At 38.2% G+C, this 24,425-nt stretch carries 24 protein-coding genes, 2 pseudogenes and 1 riboswitch; of the genes and pseudogenes, 18 read left to right on the forward strand and 8 right to left on the reverse strand.

Going from position 1 to position 24,425, the window contains the following annotated elements; translation table 11 throughout:
• The first annotated feature begins 280 nt into the window (after window positions 1-280).
• The 15 genes and pseudogenes from HT734_RS03035 (at window position 281) to rpsI (ending at window position 14,788) form a co-directional block, all read left to right on the forward strand.
• Window positions 281-1,963 (forward strand): ABC transporter ATP-binding protein, encoded by a 1,683-nt coding sequence (locus tag HT734_RS03035; RefSeq protein ID WP_173277602.1) that lies wholly within the window; start codon window positions 281-283, stop codon window positions 1,961-1,963.
• On the forward strand, window positions 1,948-2,778 hold the full coding sequence (locus HT734_RS03040) for an energy-coupling factor transporter transmembrane component T (RefSeq protein WP_173277600.1): 831 nt from the start codon (window positions 1,948-1,950) through the stop codon (window positions 2,776-2,778). The genes HT734_RS03035 and HT734_RS03040 overlap by 16 nt, the downstream gene beginning before the upstream one ends.
• A 314-nt stretch (window positions 2,779-3,092) precedes the next feature.
• Window positions 3,093-3,604 (forward strand): annotated as a pseudogene (locus HT734_RS03045) (GNAT family N-acetyltransferase).
• Between the two features lie 283 nt (window positions 3,605-3,887).
• Complete coding sequence (locus HT734_RS03050) at window positions 3,888-4,391, forward strand: tRNA (cytidine(34)-2'-O)-methyltransferase (RefSeq protein WP_000181386.1); 504 nt, start codon at window positions 3,888-3,890, stop codon at window positions 4,389-4,391.
• Between the two features lie 59 nt (window positions 4,392-4,450).
• A riboswitch (FMN riboswitch) is annotated at window positions 4,451-4,669 on the forward strand.
• A gap of 153 nt (window positions 4,670-4,822) precedes the next feature.
• Window positions 4,823-5,386 (forward strand): ECF transporter S component, encoded by a 564-nt coding sequence (locus HT734_RS03055; protein ID WP_000185823.1) that lies wholly within the window; start codon window positions 4,823-4,825, stop codon window positions 5,384-5,386.
• Window positions 5,376-6,026 (forward strand): phosphatase PAP2 family protein, encoded by a 651-nt coding sequence (locus tag HT734_RS03060; RefSeq protein WP_125453133.1) that lies wholly within the window; start codon window positions 5,376-5,378, stop codon window positions 6,024-6,026. The genes HT734_RS03055 and HT734_RS03060 overlap by 11 nt, the downstream gene beginning before the upstream one ends.
• 27 nt (window positions 6,027-6,053) lie before the next feature.
• A complete protein-coding gene (locus HT734_RS03065; RefSeq protein ID WP_000867293.1) occupies window positions 6,054-6,473 on the forward strand; it encodes a hypothetical protein in 420 nt (139 codons plus the stop codon).
• 4 nt (window positions 6,474-6,477) lie between these two features.
• Window positions 6,478-6,927, forward strand: a complete 450-nt coding sequence (locus HT734_RS03070; protein WP_025171197.1) for a GNAT family N-acetyltransferase — start codon at window positions 6,478-6,480, stop codon at window positions 6,925-6,927.
• A 270-nt stretch (window positions 6,928-7,197) separates the two neighbouring features.
• Window positions 7,198-8,244 carry a phenylalanine--tRNA ligase subunit alpha gene (gene pheS / locus HT734_RS03075; protein WP_000103743.1) on the forward strand — a complete coding sequence of 349 codons (1,047 nt, stop codon included), beginning with the start codon at window positions 7,198-7,200 and terminating at the stop codon, window positions 8,242-8,244.
• On the forward strand, window positions 8,244-8,753 hold the full coding sequence (locus tag HT734_RS03080) for a GNAT family N-acetyltransferase (protein WP_000619938.1): 510 nt from the start codon (window positions 8,244-8,246) through the stop codon (window positions 8,751-8,753). The genes pheS and HT734_RS03080 overlap by 1 nt, the downstream gene beginning before the upstream one ends.
• A 76-nt stretch (window positions 8,754-8,829) precedes the next feature.
• Window positions 8,830-11,235, forward strand: coding sequence for a phenylalanine--tRNA ligase subunit beta (gene pheT, locus HT734_RS03085; protein WP_173277594.1), 2,406 nt, complete (start codon window positions 8,830-8,832; stop codon window positions 11,233-11,235).
• 390 nt (window positions 11,236-11,625) lie between these two features.
• Window positions 11,626-12,519 (forward strand): ABC transporter ATP-binding protein, encoded by an 894-nt coding sequence (locus HT734_RS03090; RefSeq protein ID WP_173277593.1) that lies wholly within the window; start codon window positions 11,626-11,628, stop codon window positions 12,517-12,519.
• Window positions 12,516-13,715: an ABC transporter permease gene (locus tag HT734_RS03095; RefSeq protein ID WP_153226283.1), complete on the forward strand. Its 1,200-nt coding sequence runs from the start codon at window positions 12,516-12,518 to the stop codon at window positions 13,713-13,715. Before HT734_RS03090 ends, HT734_RS03095 begins: the two co-directional genes overlap by 4 nt.
• Window positions 13,716-13,930: 215 nt before the next feature.
• Window positions 13,931-14,377, forward strand: coding sequence for a 50S ribosomal protein L13 (gene rplM, locus HT734_RS03100; RefSeq protein ID WP_001044624.1), 447 nt, complete (start codon window positions 13,931-13,933; stop codon window positions 14,375-14,377).
• 18 nt (window positions 14,378-14,395) lie between these two features.
• Entirely contained in the window at window positions 14,396-14,788 is a 393-nt protein-coding gene (rpsI, locus tag HT734_RS03105) for a 30S ribosomal protein S9 (protein ID WP_000075973.1), read from the forward strand.
• 106 nt (window positions 14,789-14,894) lie between these two features.
• Here the strand turns inward: rpsI and HT734_RS03110 are convergent, their stop codons facing one another.
• The 7 genes from HT734_RS03110 to HT734_RS03140 form a co-directional block, all read right to left on the reverse strand.
• Window positions 14,895-16,112, reverse strand: coding sequence for a site-specific integrase (locus HT734_RS03110; protein ID WP_000156559.1), 1,218 nt, complete (start codon window positions 16,110-16,112; stop codon window positions 14,895-14,897).
• Window positions 16,113-16,178: 66 nt separating this feature from the next.
• Window positions 16,179-16,442, reverse strand: a complete 264-nt coding sequence (locus HT734_RS03115; protein ID WP_001196067.1) for a helix-turn-helix domain-containing protein — start codon at window positions 16,440-16,442, stop codon at window positions 16,179-16,181.
• A gap of 13 nt (window positions 16,443-16,455) precedes the next feature.
• Window positions 16,456-17,109, reverse strand: coding sequence for a replication protein (locus HT734_RS03120; RefSeq protein ID WP_000032482.1), 654 nt, complete (start codon window positions 17,107-17,109; stop codon window positions 16,456-16,458).
• Between the two features lie 202 nt (window positions 17,110-17,311).
• On the reverse strand, window positions 17,312-17,911 hold the full coding sequence (locus tag HT734_RS03125; protein ID WP_001232745.1) for a hypothetical protein: 600 nt from the start codon (window positions 17,909-17,911) through the stop codon (window positions 17,312-17,314).
• 3 nt (window positions 17,912-17,914) lie between these two features.
• The gene (locus tag HT734_RS03130) at window positions 17,915-19,003 is read right to left on the reverse strand and encodes a type IV secretion system DNA-binding domain-containing protein (RefSeq protein WP_000255253.1); all 1,089 of its coding nucleotides are present in this window, start codon (window positions 19,001-19,003) and stop codon (window positions 17,915-17,917) included.
• A complete protein-coding gene (locus tag HT734_RS03135) occupies window positions 19,003-19,317 on the reverse strand; it encodes a hypothetical protein (protein ID WP_173277710.1) in 315 nt (104 codons plus the stop codon). Before HT734_RS03135 ends, HT734_RS03130 begins: the two co-directional genes overlap by 1 nt.
• Window positions 19,318-19,480: 163 nt before the next feature.
• Window positions 19,481-19,999, reverse strand: a complete 519-nt coding sequence (locus HT734_RS03140) for a hypothetical protein (RefSeq protein WP_001060107.1) — start codon at window positions 19,997-19,999, stop codon at window positions 19,481-19,483.
• A 338-nt stretch (window positions 20,000-20,337) separates the two neighbouring features.
• On the opposite strand from HT734_RS03140, the gene HT734_RS03145 reads away from it, so the two are divergent.
• The gene (locus HT734_RS03145; RefSeq protein WP_000097855.1) at window positions 20,338-21,228 is read left to right on the forward strand and encodes a hypothetical protein; all 891 of its coding nucleotides are present in this window, start codon (window positions 20,338-20,340) and stop codon (window positions 21,226-21,228) included.
• A 10-nt stretch (window positions 21,229-21,238) separates the two neighbouring features.
• The gene (locus tag HT734_RS03150) at window positions 21,239-21,814 is read left to right on the forward strand and encodes a hypothetical protein (RefSeq protein ID WP_000185168.1); all 576 of its coding nucleotides are present in this window, start codon (window positions 21,239-21,241) and stop codon (window positions 21,812-21,814) included.
• A gap of 149 nt (window positions 21,815-21,963) precedes the next feature.
• Here HT734_RS03150 and HT734_RS09585 read toward each other — a convergent pair.
• A pseudogene (locus HT734_RS09585) lies at window positions 21,964-22,206 on the reverse strand (hypothetical protein); the annotation flags it as partial.
• Window positions 22,207-22,647: 441 nt separating this feature from the next.
• Here HT734_RS09585 and HT734_RS03160 point away from each other — a divergent pair.
• Window positions 22,648-24,425 (forward strand): leucine-rich repeat protein (locus HT734_RS03160; protein WP_173308467.1); only part of this gene is annotated, 1,778 nt, incomplete at its 3' end.

Consider the following 24,425-nt stretch of genomic DNA (forward strand, 5'->3'; position numbering starts at 1 on the left):
AAGGAAAAAGGCTGGACAACCAGTCTTTTTCGATGTTTATAGATTAGTTAGGTAAGCAAGCTAGGATAGGAATCTTTTTGGCGCTAAGTTTTTAAGAGAAGAGTCTGCAAGAAGGGGTTAATTTATGATAAAATAGAAGTCTAATACTCTGCGAAAATCTAATTCAAACCGCGTCAGCTCTATCTGCAACCTCAAAACAGTGCTTTGAGCAACCTACGGCTAGCTTTTTGGTTTGCTCTTTGATTTTCATTGAGTAGAAGAAGCGAATGAAGAGAGTAAGATGAAAGAAGCTATAATTGAGTGGAAGGATTTCTCTTTCCAGTATGAAACGCAACAAGAACCGACCTTGCAAGGGGTGGATTTGACTATTTACAAGGGAGAGAAAGTCTTAATTGTTGGACCATCTGGGTCAGGTAAGTCTACCTTGGGTCAGTGCTTGAACGGGATTATTCCCAATATTTACAAGGGGCAGACGTCTGGAGAATTTTTGATCAAGGGTCAAGTAGCCTTTGATATGAGCATCTATGATAAGTCTCATCTGGTTAGCACAGTTTTGCAGGATACAGATGGGCAGTTTATTGGCTTGTCTGTGGCAGAAGATTTGGCTTTTGCTCTGGAAAATGATGTGACAGTTCTAGAAGAGATGAAAAATCGTGTTCATAAATGGGCTGAAAAGCTGGATCTTCTCCCTTTACTAGCTCAGCGTCCCCAGGATTTGTCAGGTGGACAAAAGCAACGTGTCAGTTTGGCTGGTGTCTTGATTGATGAAAGTCCCATTCTATTGTTTGATGAGCCACTCGCCAATCTTGATCCCAAGTCAGGTCAGGATATTATCGAATTGATTGACCAGATTCATAAGGAGGAGGGGACGACGACACTTATTATCGAGCACCGTTTGGAGGATGTTCTGCATCGCCCTGTGGATCGGATTGTCTTGATAAACGATGGTCGTATCCTCTTTAATGGGAGTCCTGACCAGTTACTGGCGACTGATTTATTGACACAAAATGGAATTCGAGAACCCCTTTATCTCACCACTCTCCGTCAATTGGGTGTGGATTTAAATAAGGAAGAACAATTAGCAGATCTGGATAACTTGTCCATCTCAAAAGGTCAGGTTCAGTTGCAGACGGAACTAGTAAAAGAGACGCCAGAATTGCAGTCACTCTTTAGACTAGAGGATGTGTCTTTTTCTTATGATGATAGACCGATTTTAAAGTCCCTACATTTGGATATTAAAAAGGGTGAAAAGATTGCCATTGTCGGAAAAAATGGAGCTGGGAAATCAACCCTAGCCAAGGCCTTAAGTAGTTTTATTCAGACTGAAGGTCGCTATCTGTGGGAAGGACAAGATATAAAAGGAGATTCTGTTGCAGAGCGGGCAGAACGAGTAGGCTATGTGCTGCAAAATCCCAATGAAATGATTTCAACCAACATGATTTTTGATGAGGTGGCTCTGGGGCTACGTTTGCGAGGTGTGGACGAGCAGGAAATTGAAACGAGAGTCTATGAAACCTTGAAAATCTGTGGTCTTTATGAATTCCGCAATTGGCCCATTTCTGCCCTGTCATTTGGCCAGAAAAAACGTGTCACCATTGCATCGATTTTGGTCTTGGGAGCTGAAATCATCCTCTTAGATGAACCGACTGCGGGTCAAGACCAGAAGAACTATACTGAGATTATGGAATTTCTCGAGAAGTTGCATCAAAAAGGGCACACGATTGTTATGATTACTCATGATATGCAATTGATGCTGGATTATTCAGACCGGGCACTTGTCATGGTGGATGGGGAATTGATTGCCGATACTGATCCGGCTAGTCTTTTGAGCAATCCTGAGCTGTTAGTAAAAGCCAATCTAAAAGAGACCTCTATCTTTAACTTGGCCAAGAAACTAGATGTGGATCCACTTGCTTTAACGGCATTTTACAAAGAAAGGAGAGAAGGATGCAAGCTAAATTAATTGGTTACCAGTATAGAGATACTGTGATTCATCGCTTGTCAGGAGCTGGAAAACTTCTCTTTTTCATCCTCGTGTCATTGGCGGCCATGATTAGCTATGATACCAGACTGCTTGTTCTGATTGCCATCTTTTCGGTCTTTCTCCTCTATTTGTCAGAAATCCGTTTTAAAGATGTTTCCTTTGTAGCCGTTTTTGCGACGGTATTTGCCGTTTTAAACGTCTTGATGGTCTATCTCTTTTCTCCCGAGTATGGGGTTGGACTTTATGGAGAGAGAAGTGTGATTTGGCAGGGAATCGGTGTCTACACTCTGACCAGTCAAGAGCTCTTTTATCTGCTAAATCTGGTCATTAAGTACCTTTGTACCATTCCTCTGGCTATTATCTTTTTGATGACAACCCATCCTAGTCAGTTTGCTTCCAGTTTAAATCAAATTGGTGTGCCTTACAAGATTGCCTATTCAGTCAGCCTGACCTTGCGCTATATTCCAGATTTGCAGGAAGAATTCTTTACCATCAAGATGTCTCAGGAGGCGCGTGGGATGGAATTATCCAAGAAAGCTTCTCTTATGCAACGAATCAAAGGCAATCTGCGCATTATCACTCCCTTGATTTTTAGCTCGCTAGAACGCATTGATACCATTGCGACCGCCATGGAGCTTCGCCGCTTTGGGAAAGAGAAAAAACGCACTTGGTATAGTTATCAGGCCTTGAAAAAAGGAGACTATCTTACCTTGCTCTTGGCAGTCTTGTTTTTAGTAGCTAGTTTACTACTTATCTTGCAGAATCAGGGACGATTTTACAACCCTTGGAAATAGTATTGTCAAAGTTTTCATTAAAGAAGTAAAGAGAAATTATTCTATAGCTTTTTATTGATAGATTGTATGAGAAATAAAGTTAATAATTGTATGCTTGAAATTTTTGACAAAACATGAATTAGTTTGCATATTTTATAGTAGAATTTACACTACAAAATCAAAGTTATTCAAATATAATCATTTTCAACTAAGTTCAGTGTCATAATGTAGAGACAACATAAAATAGTAAAAGTACTTATTTAAATCGTGTTAATTTCATTTTGTGTAAACATGGGAAAATGTTGAATGTATATGATGACTGGAGATGATTTATAATGATTAGTTTAGAGCTGTTGTCTGAAGCAAGTAGTCTAGATGTCTATTTTTTGAAAAAGAGAATCGAGAGTATTTTGAGCGGAATTTACCTCCTAGACCAGCTAACTATTTTGAGTTAGAAGTTTTTAAAGAAAATACAAGGGAATTGTTAAGGGAACAAGAGAATCGGGATGTCTACATGCATCTTATTAGAGATGCACAAGGCGTTATGGTTGGAAGAGTTAATTTAAGTGTTTTAGGGAAAGATAGAAAAACAGCAGAACTTGGATATAGGATTGGAGAAAATGTTACTAATTTAGGATATGCAAGCGAAGCGGTTAACCTTGTTTTAGAAAAGGCCTTTACTACCTATGGTTTACATAGGATTATCGCAGGGACGGCAACGGACAATCTGGCCTCTCAGAGAGTGCTTTTAAAAAACGGTTTCACCTTTAGTAGAATTATAGAGAATGACTTTGAAATGCATAACGAGTGGATTCATACGGCAGTGTTTGAGATAACGAGGCCATAATATCATCATTCCCAGTCCACAGATAGGTATAAAAGAGTAAGCAATTTTTGCAGATATTTAAGAATTTTCTCCTAGAAACCCTTGGAAATAGCTTGAAAAAATTGAAAAAATCAAGTCGTTTCTATTGACAATGATTCTGAAAGTGTTATACTAAGAAAGTAGTTTCGCTGATTTACTTCAAACCTGTTGTGAGGTAAGTTAACGATGCCTTAACCACGCTGTTTGCTGAGCTTGACTCCGGGCAGTGTGGCTATTTTTTTGCAATGGTGAAAGGAAGCAAGTCATGACAAATCACATTGTATTATTTGAACCTCAAATTCCACAAAATACAGGCAATATCGCGCGTACTTGCGCTGCGACCAATTCTCCCCTCCATATCATCAAGCCAATGGGCTTTCCTATTGATGACCGCAAGATGAAGCGAGCTGGGTTGGATTATTGGGATAAACTAGAGATTTATTTTTACGAGAGTTTGGAGGATTTCATGTCTCAGATGAAGGGCAAACTCTATCTGATTTCGAAATTCGCGGAAAAAGTCTATTCTGAGGTGGATTTATCGACTGATGAAGACCATTATTTTCTCTTTGGACGTGAAGACAAGGGTTTGCCTGAGGACTTTATGCGCGAACATCCTGAGAAAGCTCTCCGTATTCCTATGAATGATGAACATGTCCGCAGTCTCAATGTGTCTAATACCGTCTGCATGATTGTCTACGAAGCCCTCCGCCAGCAGAACTTTGCAGGTCTTGAGCTCATTCATACCTATGAAGTGGATAAATTGAAATAAAAAATGAAAATGAAAATGAACAAAATGCTTGCGCTTGCAAGCGTTTTTTGTTATGATAAAAGAGTCTTCAGGGCAGGGTGAAATTCCCGACCGGCGGTAAATTTGACTATCTATTTTAGTTTTCTCGTCGTTGTCTTGTCTCGATATACTTTAAGTATTATCTTCGACTGCGACGCCTAGATAAATCTAAAATATCTTAGCCAAATAAGTCCGCGAGCGCAAGCTGATGTGGTGAGATTCCACAACCGACAGTATAGTCTGGATGGGAGAAGACGAAAGAATAGCTTTGTCTGTTCTGATAGATTTATAGCTAAATTGTAACCGTTTGCTCAATAGAGTGCGAGGGAACTTTTGGGGTATAAAAAGTGAGAATAGATAGGGGAATCCTTTCTAACTTCTTCTGATTTTATAGAAAATTGGAGGAACCTGTTATGACAAACACACGTCGACTTTCGACCATTGCGATTCTATCAGCCATCTCATTTGTGCTGATGTACTTTGACTTTCCGCTTTTGCCAGCGGCGTCCTTCCTCAAGATCGAATTTAGTATCTTGCCAGTCCTTGTGGGTCTGGTGGTCATGGATTTGCCTGCTGCTCTAGGAATTCTCTTGCTTCGCTCACTCTTGAAATTGCTTCTTAATAGTCAAGGAGTGAATACTTACATTGGTTTGCCGATGAATATCGTAGCTTTGGGAGTTTTTGTCATCGTATTTGCTTTGATTTGGAAAAAGGAACGGACAACTCTTCGTTTCCTACTAGGCTCTCTAGCTGGGACTATTGGTTTAACCGTGGCTATGTTGGTTCTCAACTATGTTTATGCTGTTCCTTTGTACGCTAAGTTTGCTAACTTTGATATTGGAAAAATTTTGGGACTTTCCAACTACCTAATGACCATGGTATTACCTTTTAACTTGATTGAGGGTGTAATCTTTTCCGTTTCATTCTGGTTGTTGTATGTTCTCTTGAAACCAACCTTAAAACATTATGAGAGATAAACAAACATTTTTAATGAAGGGCAGTTTTGCCCTTTTACTTTTCGTTATTCTTGGCTACATGGTCAAATTTTACCCTGAAACGCTGGTCGGTTTTGACCAACCGATACAGACTGCCGTTCGAGGAGACTTGCCAGATTACTTGACTATTCTTTTCAGGGCCATCACACGCTTGATTGATATCCCAGTGATTATCACTTGGGTTGTCATTACAGCTTTTGTCTTTTATCGTAAGCGGTGGAAGATAGAAAGTTTCTTCATGCTGGGAAATCTGGCTTTGGCAGGTCTTTTAATCGTGACCTTTAAAAATATTTACCAGCGCCCACGACCAGCTATTTTACACTTGGTTGAGGAGAAGGGATTTTCCTTTCCAAGTGGCCATTCTCTGGCTGTAACCTTGATGGTCGGTTCTCTGATTGTCATTCTCAGTCAACGGATGAAAGATCCAGTCTGGAGAAAAATCGTGCAAATCGTCCTTGTTATCTACCTAGTCAGTGTGTTGGTATCAAGGGTCTATCTGGGAGTTCATTACCCATCAGACGTTCTTGCCAGTCTCTGTGTGGGCTTGGGAGTATTGTTTATCGAATTTCCCTTCTATGACAAGCTCCGCTTCCAATGGCGATTTAAAGGCAAGCAGAAGTGACTATCAAATTCCTTTGAGGAGAAAGAAATGAAAGTCAATATAGCAGATCTTCATCCGACTCAACTATACTTATCAGAAAAGAAGTTGCAAGATATTCAGATGCTTTACCAGTCGGCAGAAACAATCCAAGTCGATCCAATCAGTATTCTTGCCTTTGGAGATTGCTTGTTGATTACAGATGGGCATCACAGGGCTTATCAGGCTTTATTGGCAGGTCGGGATACGATTTCTGCTGAGTGGGATAGAGATGGTGGTGATGAACTATATCATCTCTATGCGCAAGCCTGCGAAGAAAGAAAAATTTACTCTGTTCTGGATTTAAAAAATCATATCTTAGCTCAAGATGAGTATGAAGCAAAATGGTATAACTGGTGTGATGGTTTTAATCAAGCAGCAACTCTTTTGTTGAAAAGGAAAGCAGATGAAACAGACCCTACAAATAGATAATTCACTGCGTCTTGTTCCTTATTATAAGGTCAATCATTGTGAAGAAGCTCTTGCTTGGTATCAGGATGTGAACTTGGTTCACCTCGTAGATGGGGTGAAGCTTCCTTATAGTCAAGAAACTTTGGAAGCCATGTATTCCTATTTGGATCAGCATGGTGAGCTTTTTTGGATTGAAGTCAAGGAGAAGGGTGAATGGTTTCCAATTGGGGATGTTACACTATCTCAGGACAATCTCCCCATTGTGATTGGAAATCCCGCTTACCAACATCGAGGACTTGGAAAAAAGATCCTAAGTACTTTGATTGAATTGGCTCGAATAAAAGGATGGAAAGAATTGAGAGTCAAGGAAATCTACACTTACAATCATGTATCTAGGCGCTGTTTCAAGTCGCTTGGATTTGTGGAAAATGGAGCAACAGAAAAAGGAACGAGTTTTGTATTGAAATTAGTCTAATCTAACTTGTTTTTTAACTCAAAATCTGATAAACTATGTAGTAATTGAATAGAAATCTGCAAGACTAGTAACTCAAGGGAAGTATATCAGGGAGGAGAGCCGTGACTGCAAGCTCTTTATATGAAAGCTGGGTGAATTCACTTGCGCATGGATTTAGAAATGAAGGTCTGACTTGTCAGATGAAAACGGATGGTACCGCGTGTCAACGCTCCGAGTGGAGTTTTTGGCATGTGGTTTTCTTTTTATCTACGAGCGACTGATGGAGGAATTATGTCAACTATTGAAGAACAATTAAAAGCGCTTCGTGAAGAAACGCTGGCTAGCTTGAAGCAGATTACTGCTGAAAATGAAAAAGAGATGCAAGATTTGCGTGTCTCTGTCCTTGGTAAAAAGGGATCGCTCACTGAAATCCTCAAAGGGATGAAAGATGTCTCTGCTGAGATGCGTCCGATTATCGGGAAACATGTCAATGAAGCGCGTGATGTCTTGACAGCAGCTTTTGAAGAAACTGCTAAGCTTTTGGAAGAAAAGAAAGTTGCAGCTCAATTAGCAAGTGAGAGTATCGATGTGACCCTTCCAGGTCGTCCAGTTGCGACTGGTCACCGTCATGTCCTCACACAAACCAGTGAAGAAATCGAAGATATTTTCATTGGGATGGGTTACCAAGTCGTGGATGGTTTTGAAGTAGAGCAAGACTACTATAACTTTGAACGTATGAACCTTCCCAAAGACCACCCAGCCCGTGATATGCAGGACACATTCTATATCACAGAAGAAATCTTGCTCCGTACCCACACGTCTCCAGTTCAAGCGCGTGCTATGGACGCTCATGATTTTTCAAAAGGTCCTTTGAAAATGATCTCACCAGGGCGTGTCTTCCGTCGTGACACAGACGATGCGACTCACAGTCACCAGTTCCACCAAATTGAAGGCTTGGTAGTTGGGAAAAACATCTCTATGGCAGACCTTCAAGGAACGCTTCAGTTGATTGTGCAAAAAATGTTCGGTGAAGAGCGTCAAATTCGTTTGCGTCCATCCTACTTCCCATTCACAGAGCCATCTGTTGAGGTGGATGTTTCTTGCTTCAAGTGTGGTGGAGAAGGCTGTAATGTATGTAAGAAAACAGGTTGGATCGAAATTATGGGTGCCGGTATGGTTCACCCACGTGTCCTTGAAATGAGTGGTATCGATGCGACTGTTTACTCTGGATTTGCCTTTGGTCTTGGACAAGAGCGTGTAGCTATGCTCCGTTACGGAATCAACGATATCCGTGGATTCTACCAAGGAGATGTCCGCTTCTCAGAACAGTTTAAATAATGATTAGAAAAGTAGAAAAGGCAGATGTTGGGGTGTTGTCCAAAATTGCCAAACAAACCTTTAGTGAAACATTTGCTCATGATAATACGGAAGAGCAGTTACAGGAATACTTTGAAGAGTCTTATAGTCTGAGAGTTTTGTCAACTGAGTTGGAAAATCCAGAATCCGAAACCTATTTCATTATGCATGAAGAGGAGATAGCTGGTTTTCTCAAAGTCAACTGGGGAAGTGCTCAGACTGAGAGAGAATTAGAGGATGCTTTTGAAATTCAACGCCTCTATGTGCTACAAAAATTCCAAGGATTTGGACTAGGTAAGCAATTGTTTGGATTCGCTCTTGAACTTGCTACAAAAAATAGTTTTTCTTGGGCTTGGTTAGGTGTTTGGGAGCATAATACAAAAGCTCAAGCATTTTATAATCGATATGGTTTTGAAAAATTTAGCCAACATCATTTTATGGTTGGTCAAAAAGTAGATACAGATTGGTTACTGAAAAAGAAATTAAGGTAAGAAGATGATTCTTCTATTGAAATGATAGGAAAGGAAAATAACTAGAGTGACAACTGTCATTCTGGAAAACTAAATTATGCTTGTATCTTATAAATGGTTAAAAGAATTGGTGGACATTGCTGTGCCATCACAAGAGTTGGCTGAAAAAATGTCAACCACAGGGATCGAGGTCGAAGGTGTGGAATCACCTGCTGCTGGTCTCTCAAAAATTGTCGTCGGTGAGGTCTTGTCTTGCGAAGATGTGCCAGAAACTCACCTCCATGTTTGTCAGGTTAACGTTGGCGAAGAAGAAGCCCGTCAAATCGTCTGTGGTGCACCGAATGTGCGTGCTGGTATCAAGGTTATGGTGGCTCTTCCAGGAGCTCGCATCGCTGACAATTACAAGATCAAAAAAGGGAAAATCCGCGGTCTTGAGTCACTTGGAATGATCTGTTCACTTGGTGAATTGGGAATTTCTGACTCAGTTGTGCCAAAGGAATTCGCAGATGGCATCCAAATCTTGCCAGAAAATGCCGTTCCAGGTGAGGAAGTCTTCTCATATCTAGACTTGGATGATGAAATCATCGAACTTTCTATTACACCCAACCGTGCAGATGCCCTTTCTATGCGTGGAGTGGCTCACGAAGTGGCAGCTATTTATGATAAGGCAGTCAACTTTAAAGAATTTACTCTAACAGAAACTAATGAAGCTGCGGCAGATGCCCTTTCTGTCAGCATTGAGACAGACAAAGCGCCTTACTATGCCGCTCGTATCTTGGATAATGTGACTATCGCACCAAGTCCACAATGGTTGCAAAACCTTCTCATGAACGAAGGAATCCGTCCAATCAATAACGTAGTGGACGTGACCAACTACATCCTTCTCTACTTTGGTCAACCAATGCACGCCTTTGACTTGGATACCTTTGAAGGGAGTGACATCCGTGTGCGTGAAGCGCACGCTGGTGAAAAATTGGTGACCTTGGATGGCGAAGAACGTGACTTGGACGTGAATGACTTAGTTATCACTGTCGCAGACAAGCCAGTAGCCCTTGCAGGTGTCATGGGCGGTCAAGCAACAGAAATCTCTGATAAATCTAGTCGTGTCGTCCTTGAAGCTGCAGTCTTCAACGGAAAATCTATCCGCAAGACCAGTGGTCGCCTCAACCTTCGTTCTGAGTCATCTTCTCGCTTTGAAAAAGGCATCAATGTGGCAACTGTTAACGAAGCCCTTGATGCGGCGGCTAGCATGATTGCAGAACTTGCAGGTGCGACGGTGCGTAAGGGAATCATTTCAGCAGGCCAGCTTGATACTTCAGATGTGGAGGTTTCTTCGACTCTTTCAGACGTTAATCGTGTCCTTGGTACGGAACTTTCATATGCTGATGTCGAAGATGTCTTCCGTCGTCTTGGCTTTGGCCTTTCTGGAAATGCAGATAGCTTTACAGTCAGCGTCCCACGTCGCCGTTGGGATATCACAATCGAGGCAGACCTCTTTGAAGAAATCGCTCGTATCTATGGTTATGACCGCTTGCCAACCAGCCTTCCAAAAGATGATGGTACAGCTGGTGAATTGACAGCCACACAAAAACTCCGCCGTCAAGTTCGTACTATTGCTGAAGGAGCAGGTTTGACAGAAATCATCACCTATGCTCTAACAACTCCTGAAAAAGCAGTTGAGTTTACGGCTCAACCAAGTAACCTTACTGAACTCATGTGGCCAATGACCGTGGATCGTTCTGTCCTCCGTCAAAATATGATTTCTGGTATCCTTGATACGGTGGCTTATAACGTAGCTCGTAAGAATAAAAACTTGGCCCTTTACGAGATCGGAAAAGTCTTTGAACAAACTGGCAATCCAAAAGAAGAACTTCCAAATGAGATTAATAGCTTTGCCTTTGCCTTGACAGGCTTGGTTGCTGAAAAAGATTTCCAAACAGCAGCAGTTCCAGTTGATTTCTTCTATGCTAAAGGAATCCTTGAAGCCCTCTTTGCTCGTTTGGGACTCCAAGTAACCTATACGGCAACATCTGAAATCGCTAGCCTTCACCCAGGTCGTACAGCTATGATTTCACTCGGTGATCAAGTTCTTGGTTTCCTTGGCCAAGTGCATCCAGTCACTGCTAAGGCTTACGATATTCCAGAAACGTATGTGGCTGAGCTCAGCCTTTCAGCTATCGAAACTGCGCTTCAACCTGCTAATCCATTTGTAGAAATTACTAAATTCCCAGCAGTTAGCCGTGACGTTGCCCTTCTCCTTAAGGCAGAAGTGACTCACCAAGAAGTTGTGGACGCTATCCAAGCTGCCGGTGTGAAACGTTTGACAGATATCAAACTCTTTGACGTTTTCTCAGGCGAAAAATTGGGACTTGGTATGAAGTCAATGGCTTATAGCTTGACTTTCCAAAATCCAGAAGACAGCTTAACGGACGAAGAAGTCGCACGCTATATGGAAAAAATCCAAGCGTCTCTCGAAGAAAAAGTCAATGCAGAAGTGCGTTAAAGTATCAATCCATCCTTCGGGGTGGATTTTTTCTTTTCAAGTAACAATTCAGGATTAAAAATAGACAGTTGAGGAGCGGAGGTGATAAATCGAGTTTGCTACTGTATAATGGATTTATCACTAATACTCTTCGAAAATCTCTTCAAACCACGTCAGCTTCGCCTTGCCGTATATATATGTTACTGACTTCGTCAGTTCTATCTACAACCTCAAAGCAGTGCTTTGAGCAGCCTACGGCTAGCTTCCTAGTTTGCTCTTTGATTTTCATTGAGTATAAAAGTGCTCCAGGCCATATTTTACATAGCATTAGTCTTATAAAAATGGACGGAAAGCATTGTAAAGGATATCAAAAAGGAGTATAATGAGTGCAAGACATTTCGGAGGTGAAAGATGCTAGAAGTAAGAAGTCTAGAGAAAAGTTTTGGATCCAAGCAAGTTTTGTTTGGTATTGACTTTCAAGCGCGACCAGGTCGTATTTTAGGACTAGTCGGAAAAAACGGTGCTGGGAAGACAACGATTTTCCACAGTATTTTGAAATTTTTAGAATACCAGGGAGAAATCAGTCTAGATGGTCAGGATATTCGTCAGGAAACCTACGTTCGGATTGGCTATCTGCCTGAAGAACGCAGTCTCATGCCTAAATTGACAGTCCTTGAACAAGTTCGCTATTTGGCGACTCTAAAGGGCATGGATGCCAAAGAAATCAAGGAAAAACTCCCTCAATGGATGAAGAGGTTGGAAGTGAAAGGGAAGCTGACAGATAAAATTAAGAGTCTGTCAAAAGGAAATCAGCAGAAGATTCAGCTCATCATTACTCTGATTCATGAGCCAGACTTGATTATCTTGGATGAGCCTTTCAGTGGATTGGACCCAGTCAATACAGAATTGCTCAAGCAAGTCATTTTTCAGGAAAAAGAGCGTGGAGCAACCATTATCTTTTCTGACCATGTCATGACTAACGTCGAGGAGCTTTGTGATGATATTCTGATGATCCGAGATGGCCGTGTGGTCTTGCATGGACCAGTCCAGGATGTCCGGAATCAATACGGGAAAACGCGTCTCTTTGTTTCAAGTGAACGAAGCAAGGAAGAATTGGAAAATCTTCCTCATGTCAAACAGGTGAGCTTGACCAAACAAGGCAGTTGGAAATTGATCTTGGAGGATGAAAGTGCTGGTAGGGAACTCTTCCCAATCTTGACTCAAGGTCAATATATCGCAACTTTTGATCAGCAAGCGCCAACAATCGATGAAATCTTTAAACTAGAATCAGGGGTGGAAGTATGAGAAATATGTGGGTTGTAATCAAGGAAACCTATCTTCGACATGTCAAATCGTGGAGTTTCTTCTTTATGGTGATTTCGCCGTTTCTCTTTTTAGGAATCTCTGTAGGAATTGCCTATCTCCAAGGCTCCTCAATGGCTAAAAATGATAAAGTGGCAGTAGTGACAACAGTGCCATCTGTAGCAGAAGGACTGAAGAATGTAAATGGTGTTAACTTTGACTATAAAGACGAAGCAAGTGCCAAAGAAGCGATTAAAGATGAAAAATTAAAAGGCTATCTGACCATTGACCAAGAGGATAGTGTCTTAAAGGCTGTTTATCATGGCGAAACATCGCTTGAAAACGGAATTAAATTTGCAGTTACAGGTACACTCAACGAACTGCAAAATCAGCTTAATCGTTCAACTGCTTCCTTGTCTCAAGAGCAGGAAAAACGCTTAGCGCAGACAATTCAATTCACAGAAAAGATTGATGAAGCCAAGGAAAATAAAAAGTTTATTCAAACAATTGCAGCAGGCGCTTTAGGATTCTTTCTTTATATGATTCTGATTACCTATGCGGGTGTGACGGCTCAGGAAGTTGCCAGTGAAAAAGGCACCAAAATTATGGAAGTCGTCTTTTCTAGCATAAGGGCTAGTCACTATTTCTATGCACGGATGATGGCTCTGTTTCTAGTGATTTTAACGCATATTGGGATCTATGTTGTAGGTGGTCTGGTAGCCATCTTGCTCTTTAAAGATTTACCATTCTTGGCTCAGTCTGGTGTTTTGGATCACTTGGGAGATGCCTTCTCACTGAATACCTTGCTCTTTATTTTGATAAGTCTCTTTATGTACGTCGTCTTGGCTGCCTTCCTAGGTTCTATGGTTTCTCGTCCTGAGGACGCAGGAAAAGCCTTATCTCCTTTGATGATTTTGATTATGGGTGGTTTTTTTGGAGTGACAGCTCTGGGTGCAGCTGGTGACAATCTCCTCTTGAAGATTGGTTCATATATTCCCTTTATTTCGACTTTCTTCATGCCATTTAGAGCCATTAATGGCTATGCAAATGGGTTAGAGGCTTGGCTTTCACTTGCTATTACAGTGATTTTTGCGGTGGTAGCAACAGGATTTATCGGACGTATGTATGCTAGTCTCGTTCTGCAGACAGATGACTTAGGTCCTTGGAAAACCTTTAAACGTGCCTTAGCTTATAAATAGAAGAGCCTCGCGAAAGCGAGGTTTTTTAGAGACAAAAAGAGTGGAATTTAGAAAAATATTTTTCATATCTATTGACTTTTAGGGGTGAAATTTGGTATTATAGTAAGCGGTATTGTTTACCCCATTTGAAAGGCCCCGGAACCTTCCAAATACTTTTCGATGGGAAGGAACACCCATCACCGTAAACAAAAATCGAACTATATATAGGAGAAATCATGAACAAAACAACATTTATGGCTAAACCAGGCCAAGTTGAACGTAAATGGTACGTAGTTGACGCAACTGATGTACCACTTGGACGTCTTTCTGCAGTAGTTGCTAGCGTACTTCGCGGAAAAAACAAACCAACATTTACACCACACACTGATACAGGTGACTTTGTGATTGTTATCAATGCTGAAAAAGTTAAATTGACTGGTAAAAAAGCAACTGATAAAATCTACTACACTCACTCAAACCACCCAGGTGGATTGAAACAAATCTCTGCAGGTGAACTTCGTTCTAAAAATGCAGTACGTTTGATCGAGAAATCAGTTAAAGGTATGCTTCCACACAATACTCTTGGACGCGCTCAAGGTATGAAGTTGAAAGTATTTGTTGGAGCTGAGCACACTCACGCTGCACAACAACCAGAAGTTCTTGATATTTCAGGACTTATCTAAGGAAAGGAACAATAAAGTATGTCACAAGCACAATATGCAGGTACTGGACGTCGTAAAAACGCTGTTGCACGCGTTCGCCTTGTTCCAGGAACTGGTAAAATCACTGTTAACAAAAAAGATGTTGAAGAGTACATCCCACACGCTGACCTTCGTCTTGTCATCAACCAACCATTCGCAGTTACTTCAACTGTAGGTTCATACGACGTTTTCGTTAACGTTGTAGGTGGTGGATACGCTGGTCAATCAGGAGCTATCCGTCACGGTATCGCTCGTGCCCTTCTTCAAGTAGACCCAGACTTCCGCGATTCATTGAAACGCGCAGGACTTCTTACACGTGACTCACGTAAAGTTGAACGTAAGAAACCAGGTCTTAAGAAAGCTCGTAAAGCATCACAATTCTCAAAACGTTAATCAATACGATTATATCAACGTTTCAAAGCACCCAAAAGTTTACCTTATGGGTGTTTTTTTCGTCTTTTTTTAAAAAATTCACCTCAAAGTTCACCTTATTTTTACCTTATTGTTTTAGAGACTTTAAAGCAAATTCACCAACGGTCATAGGAACAACGTTAGAAGTATTGACATAAATTTGAGTTGTACCTGTATCGCTGTGTGTTAGTGCTTCAGAAATAGCTTCTAAGCTCATTCCTGCTTGTTTAGCCAGCGTTGCTCCTGTATGTCGCAGTTTATGTGGTGTAGCGTGTGCTAGTTCTTTATGTCGCTTTCTAATACTTTTCATTTTATTGTTCAGATAGTCAGCATGTAAAGGCTTGTTGATGTTTCCTTTTGTGTCGATATATGTAAAAACAAATTGTTCTGGATTACTGATGATGCCGAACTTTGCTAATTCATATCTTTGTTGTTCTTTCCAATTTTTGAGCAATTGGAGTAAGTCACCTGAAACAGAAAAGACAGTTTTCTTGTTGCTTTTTGTTGATTTTACTTCTCCATATCTATCTAATGCTTGGAGTAATTGAATTTGCGATTTATCAAAGTCAATATGTTTCCATTGTAGCGCATAGGATTCAGACTTTCTATCCCCTAAAAAGAATGTGAGATAGAATAGGACATAATCTTTGAGTGAAATCTTTTCGTCCTCTAAATCTTTTTGAAAGGCTAAGAACCAGTCTTGTAGTTGCTCGTGTGTCAGATATAAATCTTCCTCTCTCTTGGACTCATCAAGTTGAATCTTTTTAGTGGCTTTTATTCTTCTTAATATTTTGGCAACTTTATTAGCTTCTATATATTCAAGTTCTTCTGCCCAATCAAAAATAGAAATCACATAGCTACGTAAAGATTTAAAGTTCGCATATTCGTTAGCTTTTGCTGTCATAAGGTTTAAAATAACCTGCTTGTTTTGATTTAGAAACTGTATTGTATAATTTCCAAGAAGTGGCAATATATGTCTTTCGAAACAAGTTTTAGTATTAGAGATAGTTGACTTACTTGGTGGTTTAACAGTAGATGTTGTTTGTCCTGATTTGTAGGAATCCCACCAAATATTATGATAGAAGTCTGAGAAAAGGATTTCTCCTTTACCTAATCCAGTAAATTCATTATCTTCAATTTGATTTAACTTGGTAAGCAAGTCTATTTCTGCTTGTCTTGCCTCCTTTCTTGTTTTGAATCGTTTATCGTAATAGTTGTTGTTGACGATGCCAAGTGGCATTCGTGCATCTATTGGAATGTAGATTTTTAAACGATAAGTACCATTTTGTGTTTTAGTGATAGTCATGATATTCTCCTTGTGTATCGAACCAGAAAATATCATGACTATTATAAAACAAAAATCTTGATATTTCTAGTTATGTAAGTTTAGCCATTGATCGATAGCGTCTTTATGGAATCGAATCGTTTTACCGATTTTGATTTTGGGTAAGCCTTTTACAATCCAAGAATCCAGTGTATTATTTGATATACCTAAATAGTTACAAGCTTGTTGTTTGTTCAAATAGGGACTATCGATACCGCTCTTGTCTAATTGCTCTCTGATTTCTTTCTTTATAAGATTAGAGAGTAAAAGTTGAATTTGATGAATTTGTTCATCTGGTAAGATTACTTGCATAGCTTTTCCTCCGTTATACTTCTATTAAAGTAGAGTCTGATATGATGTCTCTAGTTTTATTAGGAGTATTCGTCAAGGGAGCTTTTGATGAAGTTATTTTGCTTTTATCTGTACTATACCTTCGTGAATCTAAATACTTGGCAAAAAAGTAAGTTTTATCTACGATAAGTCTTAATAAGGTCGGATTTTCTTCTCTCGCATACCTAACCAGATGATTAAATTCAGTGAAATTATTCTTGTCTATCACGTCAATAATAGTTGATAGAAAATCATCGTTGTTATGGTTTATGAGGAATTTATCCAATTCAAATCCGCATCCAATTTCTATATCTTTGATATCGTACGGACTTTTCTCAGGATTCTCCGCATGGACAAAGTAGTCATACATCCCTTTTGGAGACATAATAGGTTCTACATGAGCAGGTCCCTTTAATTTATCCTTGATGAGTTCAGATACTTGAGAATAACTTTTGAGTGAATCGAAGAAAAAGGCGCCATGCTTATGAGCTTTTTTAAGTTCCCCTGTTCTTCTATTAACGTCTTTATCGTGCCAAGGGGATAAGATAAAGGGAATATGAAGGTCTTCAAGGATTTCTAAATAGTTTTCTGGGGCGCTCTCTCTGTAGAAAAGAAAAGCCCACTTGTTGGAACGTTGTTCTTTTGACATATACAACATACCTCGCTTTCAAATTGTATTTCTATCTATAAGGAGATTTAGAAGGGTTCTTTCGGAAGGTGGAAGACGCTTTTTTGATATTTCTGTGATTATTGATTATTGGACTAACGGGGTCGTAGTAACCCGTTAGTCCATATACCAAGCAGACGGGCGCTAGGTGGCGCTTACTTCGTGCGCCATAGCGCCCGTCCTATTATTTACGTCTTGTTCCGATAAAGTAGAAGTCCATGCCCTTTCTTTCAGGTCTTGAAAAATAATAGTCAGGATTGCGACTAGAAATTTCTTCACTGATGATTGTTTCCAAATCTTTTAGAATTCTAATGGCTTGTTGCGATTTGGGGACAGGAATAATCAATGTTGTGCTTTCCTCTCGTATATCTACAAGCACTTTCTGAATCGCTTTATTGAACTGTTTGTTGATAGGGTTGTATCTCTTTGTGTTTCCTTGCTCGCTTGTGCTTACAGTTTCTGAGTACTCTCTTTGAATCAGAAATAGACGAAGAGAAAAGGTCTGTGTAATGGACTTAAAGAGGTTTGATATTTTATCTTCTCTGTGGCGTATCTTAATTTCATAGCCAACTAATCCAAGTAATAAGAGAAGGGACAATAAAGAAATAGATGAGCTGATAAAGTGAAGCAAGCGCAGGAAATCAAACAGAGATGTGAAATAGATACTGTTTTCCAAGGGATTCATTCCAAGCCTCAATAAGATTGAAATAAACATAGATAGGATTCCCATTATAAAAAAGGTAGTTGCTGGATGAATGGTTTTTTGAAAATTCGTTTTTCTCATAGTCTATAAAATTCCTTTCTTGGTGTAATAGGTGGGACAGAGGAGGGGGAAAACTTGATAAGGATGTTCGTTATCAATAATCTGTATAAGTCCTGTTCCTTTGCCTATCGGAATAACGATGCCCTCAGGGTCGAGGTCGGGAAACAAAAACTGTGTGGTCTTTTTATTAATGTTTCCAATCTGTATCAGAACATTCAATTGTTCCCGAACGGATACGGGGATAGTTGTATGGTCAAAGCGTTGACTGACTAGAAGTAAATGAACACGTGTAGCTCGTCCCAGTAGTGCGATTTGAGACAATAAAGAGAAGAAAGAATCTTTGATGGTTCTGTTGACTCCTTCTGACAAGGCTAGTACTTCATCAATAACAATGGTTAGATGTTTAAATTCATGACGTGGATTTTCAAACAAGATGGCTTGCCTTTTATGAATGATGGTCATACACTTGCTCAGGTTTTCATTAATTTCTGAAACAAAATCAGATTTAGAGCGGTTTTCATGGGGGTGAATAACGGGAGTTTGGTGTTCTCTTGCCCAGCGTGATGGTGTATCAAACTTAGGGTCAATAATAATTAGGTCAGAAATGTTTTTCAGGACACTAAGTAGATAAGTCAAAGCGTAACTTTTCCCACTACCGGAATTACCAGCAATAGCCAAAGAAGTTACCTTATCATAGTTAATGGCTAGATTTTTCATGATAGGAATATTATTACCCTTTAGAGACGAGGTAAATATCTCAAGGTCTGGAATGACCAAGCGCTCCGAAACTCCTTTTTTCCATGGAAAGAATAAGCCACGCTGAACATGAATATCCTCTGACTTTAAGGCGATAAAGTAAGCAGAGTTTTGTTTCAATAGCGTATATTGAGGATAGAGGGAGGCGTTTGCGATTAGAAAAATCTTCTGATACAAGTCATCATCAATGATAAAGCCACATGGTAGACGAGGGACAAAGATAAAGCCGTCTTCTCGGACAAGAATGTTAAAAGAGTTGGTGTAGGATGTTTCACCCTGTAATACAGAGCCCAAACCCATATTTAGGCTCTGTAACAGGTATTGTTCCAACTCTCTTTGTGTGAGAGTTGAAACCATTAGTTCACCTCTTTCAATCCGTCAGCTTTGAAGTAGACATTGTAGTTAACTTCGCATGCCATTAGACCTTCAAATGAAACCAGAGATAGGTAGTCTGGCAGTTCAGGTGCTTCTGTAAATTTCACTTGAAAAGGCGGAAGTCCTTTTTGTCCGAACCAAGGCTTATAAGCGACAATTTCCCCTGTTGGTTTGTTGTTTTCGTACTTTTGTTGGGGTTCGAGTTCGTCACTCAGTAAGTAGATAGGAGCGTTGAGGTCAACGTATTGTTGAGCGATATGGTTTGAGTAACCGCCTTTTCGGTGTTGTGGTTTGATTTTCATATGGATATACCTTTCTATATGAAGCTTAAAAACTAAGAAGAGACAAGCTCGGTTTGAGGTCATGAGCTGGACTTTTAAAACTACCTCCTAATTAATGGACAAAATTAAGGGTAGTTGAACCATTTTTGAGCAAAAAAGGCCTAATTTTTTTGTTCAATTATTCTGTGAGTCTTTCTTTTATATAAGACATTATTTTCGGTATCTTACGTTGGATTTTACGATAGTCCTCATTTAATCTTCTACCCATTTCTCTGAAAGAAAGTTTCTTGTAGTTTATATAGGTTTCCCCCCTATACGTATATTCATATTCTTCAAATGAATGGCAAAGTAAGATAATGTCTCTGTCAAGTTCATCTAATTCAGATAGAACCTTTTTTAATCTTGGCAATTGAGCTAAGGTAAATTCTTCATCTTCTGTCTGAATGAGAAAGTCAAGAGGATTAGGGGAATCATCTATAAACAAGTCAAGTGGAGTTGTTTCGTTATTTGTTCTTCCATTGTTTATTTTGGAGTTTAGACTTATTTCTTTACGACGACATTGGCGAGCATAACTATTTTCATGTCTATCACTCTCATTTAGCCATTCAAGCCAGAAAGATTGCTCTTCTGGAGTTAGAGATTTAACGAGTTTTTCATTTAATTTCTTTTTAGAAATTTCTTCATATATATTATTCATGTTGGTTCCTTTCTGTCCTTAGGACGGAAAGAAACTTCAATGAGCCATACTGAATACCGATAGATGTGAAAAGGGCACACCAAATAAACGGATAAACAGATATATGCAGAACTCGACCGTTATCGTCTGAGTTTTCATATTCGTTTCAATCCGTCCATTTGATGGCCATCAATTAGGACTAATATTATTATTCTGAAGAAAACGCTTGTGAAATTTGATATAATAGAATCAAATATACATTTGCCTTATCTTCAAACTTTATTATGAAGTAGATGGAGTTACTTGTAAATGTAGATAAAGTAGATAAAGTTATCAAATAAAGTAAGAGGAGTTAAAAAATGTCATCTAACGTTCCACGCCTAACAGGAGGGATACTCTTTGGGCTTATTCTTGAAGCTAGAAATACTAGAAGAAGAGTACGTAGTACAAGAGTACGTGGTGTTGTAACTGATAAAAGTGATGGTTTAAATGAAGATGATATGATGTTATCGTTCATCGAGAACTTTACAGGGGAATCCCTTTTAAAAGTTAAAGGGACATCATTTAAAAAGAATGTGTCTGAATATAAAAAATGTGTGATATCTGCTACATCATATTTGATCTTTGACGACCAAACTTTTATTGATTCTTTTGAAACCTCAGTTAAGCAAAATAAAAAAGACACACTTGAGAGTATGTCTGCTTTTATAAGTAATAAGTTTTCAGAGCAAAAATTGGAATGGTTTGCTTCTGCTATTATAGAAACAATCTGTAATGATGAAACAATTGATATTTCGGAACGATTTAAGATTTCTGTTAATAATACTGTATCTAAGTCAGAATTATTAAGTATTACAACAGTAGAAATTGAGCCATTCTTGTTAGATGTGATGAGATATATATTTGTAAATAAAATTGATAATACACTCGGTAAAGAAACATTTGAGGAATGGTATTCTCAAAATGGAGAAAATACGCCATGGAAATTCAGAAACTCAGAACTGGGAAAGTCTTTGCCTAATTTAGAAATAACTCGTTATAACCCAAGTGTGGAAGAGTTGAATGAACAAACTGCTGGAATAGTGGAACAAGAGCATGTTGAAGAATCAGATACTGAGAACGAAGAAGAGAAAAAATTTAATACTGAAGGTGAAGAATCTATGAAACAACAAGTATTGAATAATCCAAAAATCATAACTCAGTATGCTAACAAAATTTATAACATAGAACATGTAGAAAATTTAAATTAAGGAGAATACATTGACAAACTCACTAAAAAGGCAGGATAATTTGCCCTCAGAATTTCCCCAACAACCACTACAACAAAATGCGGACAGAATTTATAATATTGAGCAAGCAAACAGTGTAAATCATATCGTTAATGTTACACCTATACGGCAGATACTCTCTTCCAATGAATATTATAACCTATTTATAATTTACAATGAGAAGTATGAAGAGAACTCGTTTAGTTTAAACAATGATAGGGTTTTTCAATACACAAATTCAGCAATTAGTCAAAAGTTCAATCAATTCACTTTAGAAGATATTGATGAAATAATGAGTTTGCCAGCTTTATTCCTTCCAGAATATAGTGAGGCGAACCAAGAGATAAAAACTGGATTTTTTGGAAAATTAGTAGATATAGATAAAAGAGCTGGATATATAAAATTTGATTTTCAGAAAGAATGTGAAATTGATTTAAATCTGATCGAACTTCATCAATCAGAATTAAAAATAGAAGATTGGGAATTAAGTAGGACTCACTGGGCAATTAAAAGAGCCAATTTAAAGAACATTTTAAAAGGCTTTGGTAATGGCAACGAAACAGAGTAAAGAAGTAAAAATTCAACGTGAAGTTGAAGAGTGGCAACGTCTTACGGCATGGAGTTTGTGACACAAAATGAAAGTGTCAATCCAAAGATTGACAAAGCCTTATCAAAAGCTAGAACGAACTTATAAGATGTCAATAATGCGGTAGGACGTTATGAAGAGGTCGTCAATCTCGTCAAATTTGGTAAAGACGAAATGAAATTAGATGGATTATTTATTGAGGTAATAGCGATACCTGCATTTAACATCATAGAAGCGTGTGTGTGGCGGAATAAGTGAAAACTATAGTCTGGTAGTCCTAAAGCAGATAGACGCTTTTTAAGAGTTGCTCTTTCATTTCTATCGCACATATAATTCCCGTATATGGTTGGGAATATGAGTGAAGATTTTCTGTTTCGTTCGCTTTTTTGTCTAATCTATCGATTTTAAAAATTTATAATAAAGAATTACTGAAATCAAAATCTTTTTGTCCCAGTCTCTTATGTTGTTCAATAGAGTTGCTATTGCATCAATTATATCTGTTTTTGTGGTTCTGGTATTTGTTCAAGTTGAGTGATAATATAGCGAATTGAATTTCGAGAGTTTTTACTCAGTTAATTTTATTTTTAGCCCATGTTAAAAATAAAATTAACGTGTGTTAAAAATAAAATTAACATTGGTTAATTTTTCTTGACTTAAAATTTAAAAATGATATACTATGTTTATGGAGAGATAACAATTTATAAAATGTACTACTCTATTCTACTAGATAATGCTTGAATAAAACTTTTTATAACAACGGCTAGCAAAGTTATAGTTTTATATCTATTAGAAAATAAATATGTAAGGAAATTTATATGAAAAAAAGAACAGTATTATCATTAACTACAGCTGCGGTTATATTAGCAGCATATGTCCCTAATGAACCAATTCTAGCAAATACACCTAGTTCGGAAGTGATCAAAGAAACTAAAGTTGGAAGTATTATTAAACAAAATAATATCAAATATAAGGTTCTAACTGTAGAAGGCAACATAGGAACTGTTCAAGTGGGTAATGGAGTGACTCCTGTACAGTTTGAAGCTGGTCAAGATGGAAAATCATTCACGATTCCTACAAAAATCACAGTAGGTGATAAAGTATTTACCGTTACTGAAGTAGCTAGTGAAGCTTTTAGTTATTATCCAGATGAAACAGGTAGAATTATCTACTATCCTAGCTCTATTACTATTCCATCAAGCATAAAAAAAATACAAAAAAACGGCTTCCATGGAAGTAAAGCTAAAACTATTATTTTTGAGAATGGCAGTCAGCTGGAGAAAATTGAAGATAAAGCTTTTAATTTTTCTGAATTAGAAGAGATTGAATTGCCTGCATCTCTAGAATATATTGGGACAAGTGCATTTTCTTTTAGTCAAAAATTGAAAAAGCTAACCTTTTCCTCAAGTTCAAAATTAGAATTAATATCACATGAGGCTTTTGCTAATTTATCAAATTTAGAGAAACTAACATTACCAAAATCGGTTAAAACATTAGGAAGTAATCTATTTAAAAATACTACTAGCTTAAAACATGTTGATGTTGAAGAAGGAAATGAATCGTTTGCCTCAATTGATGGTGTTTTGTTTTCAAAAGATAAAACCAAATTAATTTGTTATCCAAGTAAAAAAAATGACGAAAGTTATAAAACACCTAAGGAGACAAAAGAACTTACATCATATTCGTTTGATAAAAATTCTTATTTGAAAAGACTCGAATTGAACGATGGTTTAGAAAAAATCGGTACTTTTGCATTTGAAGATGCGATTAAACTTGAAGAAATTAGCTTACCAAATAGTTTAGAAACTATTGAACGTTTAGCATTTTATCGTAATTTAGAATTAAAAGAACTTATATTACCAGATAATGTTAAAAATTTTGGTAAACATGTCATGAACGGTTTACCAAAATTAAAAAGATTAACAATTGGTAATAATATCAACTCATTGCCGTCCTTCTTCCTAAGTGGCAGCTTAGATTCATTAAAGGAAATTCATATTAAGAATAAAAGTACAGAGTTTTCTGTGAAAAAAGATACATTTGCAATTCCTGAAACTGTTAAGTTCTATGTAACATCAGAACATATAAAAGATGTTCTTAAATCAAATTTATCTACTAGTAATGATATCATCGTTGAAAAAGTAGATAATATAAAACAAGAAACTAACGTAGATAAACCTAAAGAAGGAACAGGTAAAACTGAAACTGACGTAACTAAACCTAAAGAAGGAACAGGTAAAACTGAAACTGACGTAACTAAACCTAAAGAAGGAACAGGTAAAACTGAAACTGACGTAGCTAAACCTAAAGAAGGGACAGATAAAACTGAAACTGACGTAGCTAAACCTAAAGAAGGGACAGGTAAAACTGAAACTGACGTAGCTAAACCTAAAGAAGGAACAGATAAAACTGAAACTGACGTAGCTAAACCTAAAGAAGGGACAGGTAAAACTGAAACTGATGTAGCTAAACCTAAAGAAGGAACAGGTAAAACTGAAACTGATGTAGCTAAACCTAAAAAGAATTCTAATCAGGGAGTAGTTGGTTGGGTTAAAGACAAAGGCTTATGGTATTATTTAAACGAATCAGGTTCAAT

It is taken from the genome of Streptococcus sp. k-90, from assembly GCF_013277565.1.
Taxonomy (GTDB): domain Bacteria; phylum Bacillota; class Bacilli; order Lactobacillales; family Streptococcaceae; genus Streptococcus.